The organism is Deltaproteobacteria bacterium, assembly GCA_021737785.1.
In the GTDB taxonomy this organism is placed as follows: domain Bacteria; phylum Desulfobacterota; class DSM-4660; order Desulfatiglandales; family Desulfatiglandaceae; genus AUK324.
Map to the genome: position 1 here is coordinate 21,469 of JAIPDI010000027.1, position 14,871 is coordinate 36,339.

Consider the following 14,871-nt stretch of genomic DNA (forward strand, 5'->3'; position numbering starts at 1 on the left):
AATCTCGATCCCTTCAGACCCTGCAACAGAGAACCCTGTGCCCTGAACCGATGTCCACCCACTGCGGGGGGGTACCTTTGCAGAACGTCTGGGACTCTGGACAGCGATCACAGAAACGGCACCCGATCGGCGGGCTGATCAGATTGGGCGTTTCCCCCGGAATCGGTATCAGGTCGGTCTTCTTGCCGGTCAGTGTGGGAAATGATGAGAGGAGGGCCTTTGTATAGGGATGGGCCGGAGTTTCAAACACGGTCTGCCACGGCCCGAGTTCCACCAACTGACCCGCATACATGACGCCGATGTCGTGACACATATCCGCCACGATGGAGATATCGTGGGAGATGAATATGATGCCGATATTGAATTCCCGTTGCAGGGCCCTCACCTCATCCAGGATCTGATCCTGGACAATGACATCCAGGGCAGTGGTGGGTTCGTCGGCAATGATCACCTTGGGATGGCAGGCCAATGCCATGGCGATGACCGCCCGCTGTTTCATTCCGCCGCTATACTGGTGAGGGTAGTCTCTCAGACGTTCCCGCGGGATCCCTACCAGATCGAAAAGCCCCTCCACCTGGGCAAGGGCCGCGTCCTTATCGAGGGATAAATTGTGGACCAGTATCGCCTCTGCGATCTGATCTCCCACCCGTTGCACCGGGTTCAGGGCGTTCATGGCGGCCTGAAAGATCATGGCCATCTCCCGCCACCGGATGCGGCGTTTCTCCTCTTCCGACATGGCCAGGGTGTTTCTTCCTTCCAGCAGAATGCGACCGTTTCTGACCGAGCCGTTGGGCGGAAGCAGCCCCATGAGGGCCATGCCGATGGTGGTCTTGCCGCAGCCAGATTCCCCTACCAGGCCGAGGGACTGTCCCTGCTCCAAGGCAAAGGACACCCCTTCCACGGCCTTCACGTAGCCTTTCCGTGTATTATAACCGATGCTGATGTTGTCTACCTCTAATAGGGCCATCTAATCTGTCTGGTCCTCCTTCCTCAGCCTCGGATCGAGCACCTCGTCCATGGCCCTTCCCAACATGTAAAAGGAAAGGGTGATCAACGAGATGCACATGCCCGGAGGGAGAAGCCAATAGGGCGCCTTGAACATATGGCCGGTCTTCCATACCCATTGGAGCATCATGCCCCAGCTTACGGTCCCGGGATCTCCAAATCCCAGGAAGGCGAGGGCGGCCTCGGTGATAATGGCGGACGTGACCCTGAAGGTCATGAACAGGAAGGCGAGGGGAAGGACATTGGGCATTATATGCTGAAAAATAATCCGGGAATGGGAGGCTCCCGCCACCTTGGCAGCCTCGATAAAAGGCCGCTGCTTCAGTGAAAGGGTTTGGCCCCGGATGATCCGGGAGACCCCGGGCCACCTGAACAGGGCGATAATCAGGACAATGGTCCAGATATTGAGCTGACCGAATACCGCGGAAAGGATCAGGACCACCAGAAGGGTCGGCATGACCATGATCATGTCGGCCAGTCTCATGAGAAGGGTATCCATAAGCCGGCCCATGTATCCGGCCGTCATACCGATGGCAACACCCAGGACAATACTCATGACCGCGGCTGAGATGCCCACCATGAAGGCCACCCGGGCCCCTGCCAGGAGTTGGCTCAGGATATCCCGACCCATGAAGTCCGTCCCCAGCCAGTGTTTCAGGCTGGGAGGCGTGCAGCAGGTGATGTCCGGATCAACCCCGGTCATCGGGTTGTACATCGGATCTATCCATGGTGGGATATAGCTGCACACGGCCATCAGGGCAAATAGGATCAGGAGAACCAGTCCGATCCTTCCCACGAGGCTCTGCTTGAATATGGACCAGCCTTCCAGGAAGCTGTTCAGCAGGGGATATTTTTCTCTGGCTGTCATAGGATCACTCAAATCTCACTGCCGTGTCCGACGCCGATCGCTTTAAAATAACTTCAGGCATTTTATCTACTTACCATTCTCAGGGTCCGCAACCCGCAATGGGTGATGGGTAACGCGTCCAAATTTCAAATATCTATGGTCAGGCATTTTCTGTTAATACCGTATCCGCGGATCCAGATATGCATAGAGGACGTCCACCACCAAGTTGGAGACCAGGACCACTGCGGCAATCAGCAAGAAGGAGGCCTGGGCCAGGGGGTAATCGTTCTGGCTGACCGCGGACACCAGCTCCCTCCCGATGCCCGGCCAGGTGAAGACCGTCTCGGTCAATGCCCCCCCGTTGATGGAGAAGGCCAGGCTCAGGCCCACACTGGTGACCACCGGGAGGGCGGCGTTCGGGGCGGCATGCCGGTCCCGGATCACCTTTTCCTCAAGCCCTTTGGCCCTTGCGGTCAGTATGTAGTCCTCTTTCAGGGTCTCCAGCATGCTGCTCCGCATGATCAGGAGGTAGGCCCCGAAGTGGATCAGGAAGAGGGTGGACAGGGGGAGGATCATGTGATACGCGACATCCAAAGTCTTCCTAACAACGCCTGAATCCGGATCCAGCCATACGTCTTCCGAAATCATTCCGGTGATGGGGAACCAGTTAAACTTGTAGGAAAAGAGCCAGATCATGATGAGGGCAAGCCACGGCAAAAAGACCGTGTGGGTCACCAGGGCTCCGATGGTCAGGAAGGAATCGATCTTTTTTCCTTTGTGCCATGAAGCGATCTTGCCCAGGAATACGCCCACCAGTGCCGATAGTATAATGGATGTGGTGAACAACAGGACAGTGTTGGGGAGGCGGTTCCATATAATATTGACCACCGGTTCCCCATAATGGAACGAAAATCCGAAATGACCGGTGAAAAAATTTTTGAGATAGACCAGATATTGTATTCCTAACGGCTTGTCCAGGCCCAGCTCGACCATGAGTCGATGGGCATCCTCAGGCGTCATATCCGGATCCACCATTCGCGATACCGGATCGCCCGGCGCCAGGCGGAACAGGAGGAAGAGCACCGTCAGGATGATGAAAAAGATAATGACGATCTGGACCAGTCTTCGGCCGATATATTTTCGCAGTTCCATATTTTCCCGCGTGGTGCATGGCGCAGAGCGCAGGGAGCAGGGGGCATGCAGGAAGACTTTCCGGTATGCACGATGCCCCTGGCGCTTTGCGCTTATATCATTTGGCCGGTTTTAACTCGCAAAACGTCCAGACGCTGCCGATGCCCCCCAACATCTGAACCCATCCGGTAAACCGCCCTTTGCGTACGGCCTCAACCAGCTTCGGGTTGTAGAGGGGGAGATATGGGACATCCTTCATGATGATCTTCTGCATCTCCCAAATCAATGCCTGCCGCTTGTCGCGGTCCATGGTGCGTGCGGATTCGTCGGCGATTTTGTCAAATTCCGGGTTGTTATACCCGCTCATATTCCATCCGCTGGGTTTGTCGTTGCGCGAGATGAAAAAATTCCGCAGGTAATCCGGGTCCAGGGAGAGATTGCCATATCCCAGGACAAATGCCTCAAATTCATGCCGGGCCTTTACCTGCTGCAGCAGTGCCCCGAAGGCCATCGGCTTGGAAAAAGCCGGGATGCCCAGCATCCTGAGCCATTCCTGCATCATCATGCCGCACATGGCCCGGTGGGGGTCATAGTCGGCCGGAGGCGTCAAAATGGTGAATTTCTCCATGGGCCGGCCGTCCGGGTGCATGATCCCATCGCCGTTCACCACCTTTCCCGAGGCCTCAACCGGATCGATCTGCCAGGTGTATCCCGCATCCCGAAGGATTTGAAAGGCCTTCCGGATACGCGCTTCCCTGTCGAGACCCACGGCGTATTTGGGAACATCCGGGCAGTACCAGAAGGTATTTCCCGCAGGGACGATGGAATACATCTTTGCCCCGTATCCCTGAAGGATCCGTTTGATGATGAAATCTTCATCCACCAGGGTGGCAACGGCCCTCCTCAGGTTCGGATCATTGAACGGCGGCTTCCTGACATTGAACCCCATATAGTAGAGGGAGCTCTTTTCGTTTTGAAATAACTCTATATCCGGATTGGCCCTCAAGTCCTCCATGTAACCGGGCTGAACGCCCCACCAGAACATATCGATGCTCCCCTTCTTCAGGGCCAGAATGGCGGCGTCGGAGGTCCCGAAAATCTTGAAGATCACCCCGTCGATGTAGGGGCCCAGAAGTCGCCCATTGATGGTTTTACCGGTTCCGAAAAAATGGGGGTTCTTCTGAAGGAACAAATAAGATCCGTCCCGCCACTCCTTCAGAACGAACGGCCCGCTGCTGACCGGGATTTCTATTTTTTCATTGAGGAGCGTTCCCAGTGGCTTTTCGGTCTTTTTTGCGGCCTCAATCCGATCCACCCACTCTTTTTTCTGGACAATCGGGGTGGTCAGGCTTCGACTGACAAAGATGGCCTGCGGTTCCTTGAGGTAAAACTTTACCGTATGTTTGTCCGGGGTCTCTATCCTGTCGATGAAGTTCCACTTGGAATAATATTGCGGGATCTTGAACTCGTTGATGAAATTCGCCGTGAACGCCACATCCTCTGAGGTCAGTTCCGTGCCGTCAGACCACGTCGCGGGCCGGAGCTTGATGGTATACGAGAGGTCTTTTTCATCAAAAAGGGGCTGTTCGGCCGCCAGCCAGGGAATCAGCATCAGGGTTTCCGGGTCCCGCACATAAAGGGGTTGGTATAAAAGCCCCAGCACCTTTCGTGACCACGTATCGCTGGCCCGCCATACATTGAGGGTCTTGGGCTCTTCCAGAAAACCCATTTTGAGCATTTCTCCTGCAGCGGCATTGGAACCGGCAAAGAGAATGCCGGAAAATATCATGACCGCGCATGCGAGCATCAGGACCCAACCGCAGAAATCTTTCTCTCTTTTTTGATACATAGGGTGCATTGTTTTTCCCTTTCTTTGGTTAAATGGTTTTCTTCTTTATTGCGTTCGCCGAAATCAGATCGTTCCTTTCATCTCAGCGACTTTTTGCTCAATAAAATCGATAACAGCCACCTCCAATCGGACCTTGTCCAGCCGGTTGATGCGGGGGATGCCTCCCGGGCTGAGACAATTAATTTCTACCAGTTTGTCGCCGATCACGTCAACTCCCACGAAAAATAGGCCGTCCTCAACCAGTTTTTTCTTGATGGCCCGGCAGATCTCCCTCTCCGGATCGGTCAGATCGTGCTTGAACGCCCTTGCCCCGGCGTGGATATTGGTCCTGAATTCTCCCTTACGGGGCCTTCGTTTCATGGCCCCCAGGATCTCTCCATTTAACAGGAGAATCCGGACATCCCCCCCCATCCCCACCACATCCAGGTATTCCTGCACCATGATCGCCGCTCTCTCAGGATAGGAACGATAGGCCTTGACATAGTAATTGATGAGGGAGTGGAGGTTTTCCTGGTCCTTGACGCTCACCTTGATCACCCCTTCGCCCCCATATCTCTGAAGCGGCTTGACCACCATGGCCCCCCCGAAATCATTGATGATTTTTCTGAGCCTCGCAGGATCTCTGGACACGTGGGTTTCCGGGATAATATCCGGAAAGTTGAGGATATAAAGCTTGCTGTTGGCCAGGATCTGGCCGGCGGCGCTGTTGATCATGAAGACCTTGTCGCTCACCGATGACAGAAATTCCATGGTCTGATAGACGATGGGCGGATTTTTTCTCAGAAAGAGGGCGTCCAGGTCGGAGATGGTCTCGAATACGAGTTCGTCCTTTTTGAGGCACTTGATGAGGGCGCGCCAGTATTGTCTCATGGAGAGGCCGGGGTCCACCGTGATGTTGCGCATCCTGGCGACCACCGCCTTTTTCCGGATGTAGATGTCATGGGGTTCGAGAAAATAGACGGAATGTCCCCTCTGGTTGCATTCATACATCAGGTGGCTGGTGGTCTCCATTTCCGGTTCAATGGATTCCAGCCGGTCCATCAGAAAGGCGATATGCATGGCTTCCCCATCATAATTTTGTGAGATACATATCCGATGATCCGGGAGGCGATATCCACTCCGGTGGCCTGTTCCAGCCCCCTGAACCCTGGAGAATAATTGACCTCAATGATCTTCGGAGTCCCCTCTTTATCCACAATGATGTCTGTCCCGGCAATCTCCAGGCCCAGGACCTCGGCCGAACGGACGGCCAGTTCCGACAGCTCCTCATCCAATGTGAGCCCTTTTCCCGATCCCGTCAAATGAATATTCGATCTGAAATCTCCTGCAAGGGGGGTCAATTCCATGGCGGCCACGACCTCCCCACCCACTACAAAGGCCCGGATATCTCTCCGGTTCTCGGGGATCAGGTACTCCTGAACCAGCACTCCCCGGGAATTGTCCTGGAGATTCTCCATGACAAAATCCGATGTGATTGCTGAATCGATACGGAGCACACCCTGGCCCTGCCTGCTGGAGGGCATCTTGGCCACCACCGGATAACCCCCAAGGGTTTCCGCGGCCTCTTGAGCCCCCCTTGCATTAACCGCCAGCAGTGTGTCCGGCACCGGAAGACCGGCCGCGGCCAGGGCCTGGAGACTCAGGAATTTATTTCGTGCCAGAAGGATCGCTTTAATGCCGTTGACCACAGCCACGCCCGAGAGTTCAAAATGACGTACCACCCCTAAGGCATAGTCGTTGATGGTCGCCCCGATCCTGGGGAGGAGGATATCCGGTTTGCCCCCACTCTCCACGGTCATCCCGGGTCGGCCGCCGATGATCTTTGGAAGGCAGTCCCTGGTGTGGATGAGCCTGGCCCGGTATCCTGACCGGGCTGCGGCCTCCATCAACCTCTGGTTGGGAGGGTATCGCTCGTCTTGTACGCTCAGGATTCCGATGTCCATGTCTTGCGCCCGTCACCTGACCAGGGTCTCCAGCTCTGAAAGGATCTTCTCGGTTTCTGAACCCCGTTCACCGGCCCGGATCCCCTTTATACTCAACTGCAACCCTCTCTTCAATCGAAAAAGTTTTCTTATTTCTGCCGGAGCGTATCCTTCCCCCCGGAGGAGCTTGTAGATCTCCTCGACATAGGCCTGACCGTCGGTAAAGCTTTGGTCGACCCTTTCCACCATTTGTGCCATCAGCCGGGAGGCCTCCATCGAATCCATGGTATGATGCCGCCATGCCAGGCCGAGGCCTTCAAGGCCGAGGGTCTTTCTCTCCCGGTGCACCAGGGTGTTTCCGGTATAATAAAAGAGATAGGGATGATAATAGGGAAGCCCGCTCTGGTTTATGAATTGGATGGTCTCTGAAAAGGTATCCACGGTCTCGCCGGGATAGCCGATGATAAAACTCCCCCTGCTCTCAATGCCGTTATCGTTGAGCATCTGTATGGCTTTCAGGGATTGTTCCTTTTCCAGCCGCTTGTCCATATTGTCCAGGATGGTCTGGCTCCCCGATTCCAGCCCCAGATCCACGAATTCGCATCCGGACGCCTTCATGAGCCTCACCAGTTCCGGCCTCAAGGCGCTGGCCCGCGCAAATGACGACCAGGTAAACCCGAACCCCTGGGCGACCATCATCTCCAGCACGGACGTCATTCTTTCCCTGTTGGCAGTAAAATTGTCGTCGGTAAACCGGACGTGGGTGACAGACCCCAGCGCATCGATTCTCTTCAGCTCATCCTTCAGAACATCCATTGATTTGTAGTGGACCTTTGGAAACAGCCAGTGATAGGTGCAGAAACGACACCGGTAATAACAGCCCCGGCTGCTGTTCACCGGAAGAATATTGCGGAGATAGTTTTTGGGGACCCGGTCCCATGCAATCGCGGTCTGGTCCATATGGATCTCTTCCTGTTCCCGCGGGGTGAAGACCATGCGCCCCTCTCCATTAAAATAGGCCAGATTGGGGACACAATCCAGATCCCGTCCCTGTCTCAGGGCCGCCAGGAGTTTCACCAGGGTCGCCTCTCCCATGGCCTCCACCACAAACGCATCCACATGGCCGTGAAAACCGCCCATGAAATCCAGGGTCTTATCTGAAAACCGCTCCCCATCATTCAGGACCTTTTTGACCAGCATCCCCCCCGCAATAACCGGTACGTGCGGGGCGATCCGCTTGATAACCCCGCCCATTTCATTGATATCGTTCATGAAGATGAAATTGGAAGAGATGCATACCGCCAGCGGATCCTCCTCAAGGAGGCCGGGAAGATCGGCCGTGGCATAGTTCTGGACAACGACCGGATCGTATCCGTGCGCGAGGAGGTATTGATAAAGATAGATGCCGTTGAGGGTCACGGTATTGGCCAGGGAATAGTGCTGCGTCACGTTCTCCGGGGTGATCTCTGGAATGTGGCGGCCGCATCTTACAAAATTCATCAGATCCAGGAGGTCCATGTACCGGCCGTCGATAAACAATAGGGATTCCATTATATTCCGGTGGACGCCCTTTTGAATGGCCGAAAGGTCCAGGTCGGGAAAGCGGGCGGACTGTCGCTCGGCCCTCTCCTCGGCATCCGCCAGCTTACGCCTCAGGTGGGCGTCGGTATCCAACGGCTGGTTCTGGGCAATGACAATGACTCTCGGGTCTTTCAAGATCGGTTTCGGCCCCCTGCCTGTGATTCGCGGAATGGATTTCCGCGCATGGTAGGTAAAACCGGGTCCGATGTCAATGGGCATCTTTTTGCGTATTCAGGACGGGGGCCGCCCCCTTGAGGTTTTCTGTCTATCAAACCCCGGCCCGGCAGGATACACGTCTAAAATTCTCAATATCATTACGCGGACCCATAAGACGGGGCGAGGCCCGGGTCCGTGAGCGATAGGTTTGCCAATTCTGCCGGCATGAACGATGCGCATGAATTGCCCTGTTTTCACCGTGTGTGTAGGCAATTTTGACGGTGTGACGGAGCGATCGGCATTCCCCCCAAGGCCCTGCAGTATTGAAATTTCCTGTTATTCGAAGGACTTGAGAAAACGGGACATTGAATTGTGATGGCATGGATATTGCTGTCTATATGCGGAAGAGGTATTTAAAAAATGGGCCACACGATCGAATCCATTCAAATTCAGCGCATGCAGGGAAAAGCGCGTGCCCCGGGCACGAAGAGCGGGGATGCGCCGTCCGGATTTAAAGAAGTATTGCAGCGCCGGATTCAAACCCCAGAGACCCAAAGGGTTTCAGGTTCCGCCCCCCCGTCGGGCCATGGCAACGTCGGCTCCGGCCTGATCCATGTCGGGACCATCTCCCGGGAAGCCCCCACCGCCTCCCATCTGCTCATATCCCATCCCGACCTTCGAAATGACTGCTGGGAGATCATCCATTCAGAGGCCAATGCCCGGAAGGCGTTTCGAACGCTCCATGAAGGAGAAGACATATTCATCGATCGTGCCACCCATGAGGTGGTATGGGAGGGTCAGTCAATTTCCCCCTTGCAAGGGCCTTCCCCTGATACGCTCGACTCTTCGGTTCCTTCGCCCGGCACGCAGGCCGCGAAGCAGGAACTTTCATCTCCCGAGAAAATCGGGAAAGTCGCCGCACGCACTGTCCGCACCGGTGATGTTTCAGGGACCCTGGCAACGGTTTTGAAGCCTCATATCGGAACCCCTTATGAAAGGCTTGACTGTTATGAACTGGTGGTGGCGGGTCTCAAGGAGATGGGCGTTCGTTACGGCGGCAAAGATGGGCTGCAGGCGCATCTCATCCATGCCGCAAAGGAGAATGGACTTCCAATGAATGCCTACCTGACCGGCAATGGGTTGATCGAGGCCTCTTCCACCCCGGTGTTTGACCGGACCATCACAGGGCGTGATGGGGCTCAGCCGCGTGCTGCCGAGATCTGGAAAGATCTGGAGCCGTATTTGGAGGCGGGTCTTATCGTCTCATTTTCAGCCGGCGACAAGGGGCATACGGGAGTGGTCTCCAGATACGGCGACACATGGACGTTTCTCAATTCAGGGGATATGGACAACGATGTCCGGTCCGAGGTCCGGAGAAAAGGGGTCGGCGAAGAGGACCTCAAGTCCGAGATTTCAAACTGGCTCAGGCGTGCACGGCAAAGCAAAGATCCCCTCAGGATTTCCCTGGGACGGTTGGACAGGGACAAGCTGGCCGCATTCCAGGGCGCCTCTTCATCCCTCCGCACTGCATGAGGCGCCGGAAGCATCTGAGACAGCTTTCACTGCCGTATCGCCTTGGACGTGTATGCCTTTAACCCTTGCAGGGGGGTTGTTTTTTTAAAGCCCCCTGCAGCAGGTCGACCAGCCGCAGAGGGGCTTACGGGGAGCTTGAAAAATGGGATCAGAATGCCACGGAGAGCGTCACCCCGCCGAAGACATGGTTGGCATTTCCCCCCCAGCTCAGGGCCTGCATTTCATTGTCCGCCTGGTGGGACAGGGGAAAGGCATAGGCAATGGAGGGAACAACGGTGAAGTATTTCCAAAATGGTATGGTCAGCCCCACGGAGACGAGACCGTCGTGGAGCCCGCTGAACCGCTCGGCAGTCCTTGACAGGTCGCTGTTGTATTCCACCATATTGTCATTGTCAGACCCCCAGTAAGACACGGATCCGGCCAGGTCAAGGGTCATCTCCCCGGGCAGCTCAAAGGAATGGGATATCCCTAAATTGACATACCACCCCTGGTTTTTGGAGATCTCCCTGTAAACCGTGAGCGTGGGGGCCAGAAGGGTGTCCACCCCGAGACTGAGATAAACCTCCTTCCAGTCGTCGGCCCCGTCCAGGGCATAGTAGATGAACCCGGCGCCTATCCCCAATATCCCGAAACTGGTATCATACCCGAAGGTGAGGTCTGTTTCGTTCCACTTGGAGTCTCCCTCGTAAGCGCCTTGATAAACATCGGTATCCAGGTTGCCCCAAAGATTGAGGCTGAACCCTTTAAATGCGGCCGTCACCGCCGGTTGAATCACCAGACTGTCCTTGCTCAGGGCATATCCCCGCCAGATGTACTGGCTGAGGAAGGCCACATCCGCCGAGGCGGTCGGCCGGTCTGTAACCTCCTGATCTGCCGCAGCCACGGTTGTGCCTTCTCCGGGGGGGAGGTATTTCTCCGTTGCCCAGGCCGGGGGGGCCAGTCCCAGTGCAAGCCCTGCAATCCACAGCATCATGACCCTTTGACCTAGTTTCCGTTTCATCTCTTTCCTCCTTATTTTAATTTGGGGGGCGCGGACGCCCCTGTAAATGATTTCATGGATGTCATCTTTAAGATCTAACGCTGCACATAGGTCGATATCTCGAAGTCGGGATAGGCATTTCCCCTGTGTTCCGTATAGTCGAGCCCTTCGGCCTCCTCTTCAGGGGTGACCCTCAGGCCGATGGTCTTATGGATGATCTTGAACAACAGGTATGCGGTGCCGAATGTCCACAAAAAGCAGACGCCGATCCCCAGTAGCTGAATGCCGATGATCCTGACCGACGTACCGCCCATGGCGAAGATTCCGGCCGCGAGGGTGCCCCAGGCCCCGTTGACCCCATGGACCGAAACAGCGCCCACCGGATCATCCACCCTGATCCTGTCAAAGAAGAAGACGGATACCACCACCAGTATCCCTGCGACTGCCCCGATGATCACCGCGCTCGATGGGGATACCGAGGCGCAACCGCTGGTAATGGCCACCAGTCCGGCCAGGGCGCCGTTGAGGCTCATGCCCGCATCGGGTTTGCCGAGCTTAATCCAGGACGTTATCATGGCGAACACGGCGCCGGTGGCGGCGGCCAGGTTGGTATTGACAAAGATCATGGCGATATCCTTGTTGGCGGCAGTGGTGGAACCGGGGTTGAATCCAAACCATCCCAGCCAGAGGATAAACACCCCCAGGGCGGCCAGGGGGAGATTGTGACCCAGAATCGGCCTCACCTTTCCGTCTTTGTCATACTTTCCGATGCGGGGTCCCAAGACAAGGGTTCCTGCCAGGGCGGCCCAACCGCCGACCGAATGGACCACCGTGGACCCGGCAAAATCGATGAATCCCAGTTTTTCCAGCCAGCCGCCCCCGTGAAACAGGCCGCCCCAGGCCCAGCTTCCAAATATCGGATAAATGAATCCGCAGATAAAGAGACTGTACAGGAGATACCCTTTGAACTGGGTTCGCTCCGCCATGGCCCCCGATACAATGGTGGCCGCAGTGGCGGCGAAAACCACCTGAAACATCCAGAATGCGAGGACCCACGGATCCCCATCGGGCGTAAAGTCGCTCAGGAAGAATCCGGAGGTCCCGATCCACCCGGATCCTGACGCGCCGAACATGAATGCAAAGCCGATGGCCCAGAAGGCCAGGGTCCCCATGGAAAAATCCATCAGGTTTTTCATCATGATATTGATGGCGTTTTTGGCCCGGGTGAATCCGGCCTCCACCATGGCAAAGCCTGCCTGCATAAAGAAGACCAGGGCCGCGGCCACCAGGGTCCAGACATAATCCGCATGGGTCTGAACCAGGGCAATGGCCTCCTTGTTGGACATGGGGGTCGGTAGATCATCCTCCGCCCATGTCACGGAGACCAGAAGGCTGCTGAACAGCATCAAGAACATCACCATCGTTTTCATCACAACTTTCCTCCCTCTTCATTTAGATAGCATCTTTACCGGTTTCCCCGGTCCTGATGCGGACAACGTCTTCAAGCGGCAAAACAAAAATCTTGCCATCTCCTATGGCGCCGGTTCGGGCCTGTTCCTGAATCGCGGCCACGGCCTTCACGACCATGGATGCCTCAAGGACCGCCTCCAGCTTAACCTTTGCTACAAAATCCACCTGGTATTCAGCCCCACGGTAGACCTCCTTATGCCCCCTCTGACGGCCAAAGCCCCTGACCTCACTGATGGTCATCCCTTTTACCCCGATTCCGGCCAGGGCCGCCTTCACCTCATCCAGCTTAAATGGTTTGATGATTGCTTCAATTTTTTTCATGAGAACCCCCTGCGAGCCTTAATGCAGAATATTCAATCCCCGGGATAAACTTGTTTTCTACCATGAGCAAGGAACATACCATAGGAATCGATAAGGATTAGAGACATTATAACTATCTGTATTTATGGATTATAACGTGATACTGAGGCGGGGAGGGGTTGGGATAATTAATTCAGTTTTGTAGCATAGCTTAATAAATATGACATAAATGTAATATTTTAATCCCCATGTCATTTTCAATGTGAGCGGTCATGAAACGTGAACCTCTGAACCCAATTTGCACTTGTTCCACGGTGAAATAAATTGCATAATCCTGTGCGTCACCATCAACAGGGAGGTTCGCCACATGCCTGTCATCAGGATTGCCCAGGCCCAGATCAACACCACGGTCGGTGATTTCTCAAATAATTCGGCGAAGATCATCGAAGCCATTCACCACGCGCGCGACCAAGGCGTGGATATCATCACCTTTCCGGAGCTTTCAGTCTGCGGATACCCGCCGGAAGATCTCCTCCTGAAGCGCGGATTCCTGCAGGACAACCTCGATTGGCTGGAACGGGTCGGCGAAACCACTGAAGGGATCACGGCTGTCATAGGTCATGCGGATCATATCGATGACAAGGTGTATAACGCGGCCTCGGTCTTTCAGGACCAGACGCGGATAGCGAGTTATTATAAGATTGAACTTCCCAATTACGGGGTATTTGATGAAAAACGCTATTTTGTAAGAGGATCAGAGGCGGGCGGGTTTAACCTGAAACAGATGCGCTTCTTCTTGACCATCTGTGAGGACATATGGATAGACGGCGGCTGTCAGGAATCGTTCGTAAAAACCGCTCATGCGGACATCATATTAAATATCTCGGCCTCCCCTTTTCACGCGGGCAAACTGGGCCTCCGTCTTCAGAGGGCGAGCCATTTCGCCCGCCTCGGAAACGCCTTTTTCTGTTTCAATAATCTGGTGGGAGGGCAAGACGAACTGGTGTTTGATGGCGGCTCATTTGTGATGGATCCACAGGGGAGGGTGGTGGCGCGGGCGAGACGCTTTGAGGAAGAAACCCTGATCACCGATATTCAGGTTGAAGCGTCAAGGGTGCCTGAAAGACCAGGACTGCCGGATGAACCCCGGTTGGTCTCCGCCCGCCTGGAATCTTATGAAGATCACCCAAACCCGGAAGCCTCCCTCCCCACCACGGACGGGTACGGCAGGCTGGAAGAGATCTATCAAGCCCTTGTTTTGGGAATAAAAGACTATGCGGCCAAGAACGGTTTTGAAAAAGTATTGATGGGGCTGAGCGGGGGGATCGATTCGGCCCTGACCGCGGTCATTGCGGTGGATGCATTGGGTCCGGAAAATGTCGTGGGAGTCACCATGCCCTCGCAGTACACCTCTTGCGAGACCCTCGGCGACGCAGGCCGTCTTGCTGAAAACCTGATGATTCAACTGATCACCGTCCCCATTCTGGAGATTTACGAGGCCTACCTGCGTGCCACCGATACGATTATGGATAACACCCGTCACAGCCTTGCCCACGAAAATATCCAGGCCCGCATCCGCGGCAATATATTGATGGCGCTCTCCAACCAGTACGGATGGCTGGTGCTCACCACCGGCAACAAGAGCGAAATTGCAGTGGGGTACAGCACCCTTTACGGCGATATGGCAGGGGGATTTGCAGCCATTAAGGATGTCCCCAAGACCCTGGTGTTCGAGCTTTCACAACATGTGAACCGTTCCCGGGACCGGGAAGTCATACCTGAAACCACGATTGCCAGGCCTCCATCCGCGGAATTGAGGCCCGATCAGAAAGACGAGGACAGCCTCCCCCCATACCCAGTGCTGGACAGGATTCTGCATGCCTATGTGGAAGAAGACAAGGCCCCGGATGAGATCATTGCCGCAGGGTTTGACCGGAAGACGGTCAAGGATGTCATCCGCATGGTGAACCTCAACGAATACAAGAGACGCCAGGGGCCGCCCGGAGTGAAGATCACGCCCAAGGCGTTCGGCAGGGATCGGCGGTTGCCCATTACGAACGCCTACCTGAGAAAGTTCTAATCGGATGCGTTGCGCCTG

The 14,871-nt window shown here is 55.2% G+C and carries 12 protein-coding genes; 2 read left to right on the forward strand and 10 right to left on the reverse strand.

Translation table 11 applies throughout. The annotated features are described in order from the left end of the window. Positions 1 to 13: 13 nt before the first annotated feature. The 7 genes from K9N21_14100 to K9N21_14130 form a co-directional block, all read right to left on the reverse strand. A complete protein-coding gene (locus K9N21_14100) occupies positions 14 to 967 on the reverse strand; it encodes an ABC transporter ATP-binding protein (protein ID MCF8145045.1) in 954 nt (317 codons plus the stop codon). Further along, positions 968 to 1,873, reverse strand: coding sequence for an ABC transporter permease (locus K9N21_14105; GenBank protein MCF8145046.1), 906 nt, complete (start codon positions 1,871 to 1,873; stop codon positions 968 to 970). 153 nt (positions 1,874 to 2,026) lie between these two features. Beyond that, the gene (locus K9N21_14110; protein ID MCF8145047.1) at positions 2,027 to 3,004 is read right to left on the reverse strand and encodes an ABC transporter permease; all 978 of its coding nucleotides are present in this window, start codon (positions 3,002 to 3,004) and stop codon (positions 2,027 to 2,029) included. A gap of 97 nt (positions 3,005 to 3,101) precedes the next feature. After that, positions 3,102 to 4,841, reverse strand: coding sequence for an ABC transporter substrate-binding protein (locus K9N21_14115; protein ID MCF8145048.1), 1,740 nt, complete (start codon positions 4,839 to 4,841; stop codon positions 3,102 to 3,104). A gap of 54 nt (positions 4,842 to 4,895) precedes the next feature. Continuing rightward, positions 4,896 to 5,891 carry a glutathione synthase gene (locus K9N21_14120; protein MCF8145049.1) on the reverse strand — a complete coding sequence of 332 codons (996 nt, stop codon included), beginning with the start codon at positions 5,889 to 5,891 and terminating at the stop codon, positions 4,896 to 4,898. Beyond that, the gene (locus K9N21_14125) at positions 5,873 to 6,775 is read right to left on the reverse strand and encodes a RimK family alpha-L-glutamate ligase (protein ID MCF8145050.1); all 903 of its coding nucleotides are present in this window, start codon (positions 6,773 to 6,775) and stop codon (positions 5,873 to 5,875) included. The genes K9N21_14120 and K9N21_14125 overlap by 19 nt, the downstream gene beginning before the upstream one ends. A gap of 12 nt (positions 6,776 to 6,787) precedes the next feature. After that, positions 6,788 to 8,470, reverse strand: a complete 1,683-nt coding sequence (locus tag K9N21_14130) for a radical SAM protein (protein MCF8145051.1) — start codon at positions 8,468 to 8,470, stop codon at positions 6,788 to 6,790. A gap of 441 nt (positions 8,471 to 8,911) precedes the next feature. Between K9N21_14130 and K9N21_14135 the strand changes: the two genes are divergently transcribed. Continuing rightward, positions 8,912 to 10,024, forward strand: a complete 1,113-nt coding sequence (locus K9N21_14135; protein ID MCF8145052.1) for a hypothetical protein — start codon at positions 8,912 to 8,914, stop codon at positions 10,022 to 10,024. Positions 10,025 to 10,172: 148 nt separating this feature from the next. Here K9N21_14135 and K9N21_14140 read toward each other — a convergent pair whose 3' ends face one another. The 3 genes from K9N21_14140 to K9N21_14150 all read right to left on the reverse strand — a co-directional run bounded on the left by K9N21_14140 (position 10,173) and on the right by K9N21_14150 (position 12,794). After that, the gene (locus tag K9N21_14140) at positions 10,173 to 11,024 is read right to left on the reverse strand and encodes a hypothetical protein (GenBank protein ID MCF8145053.1); all 852 of its coding nucleotides are present in this window, start codon (positions 11,022 to 11,024) and stop codon (positions 10,173 to 10,175) included. Between the two features lie 74 nt (positions 11,025 to 11,098). Next, entirely contained in the window at positions 11,099 to 12,433 is a 1,335-nt protein-coding gene (locus tag K9N21_14145) for an ammonium transporter (GenBank protein MCF8145054.1), read from the reverse strand. 22 nt (positions 12,434 to 12,455) lie between these two features. After that, positions 12,456 to 12,794 (reverse strand): P-II family nitrogen regulator, encoded by a 339-nt coding sequence (locus tag K9N21_14150; protein ID MCF8145055.1) that lies wholly within the window; start codon positions 12,792 to 12,794, stop codon positions 12,456 to 12,458. Positions 12,795 to 13,140: 346 nt separating this feature from the next. On the opposite strand from K9N21_14150, the gene K9N21_14155 reads away from it, so the two are divergent. Next, positions 13,141 to 14,853 (forward strand): NAD+ synthase, encoded by a 1,713-nt coding sequence (locus K9N21_14155; GenBank protein MCF8145056.1) that lies wholly within the window; start codon positions 13,141 to 13,143, stop codon positions 14,851 to 14,853. Positions 14,854 to 14,871: the final 18 nt, after the last annotated feature.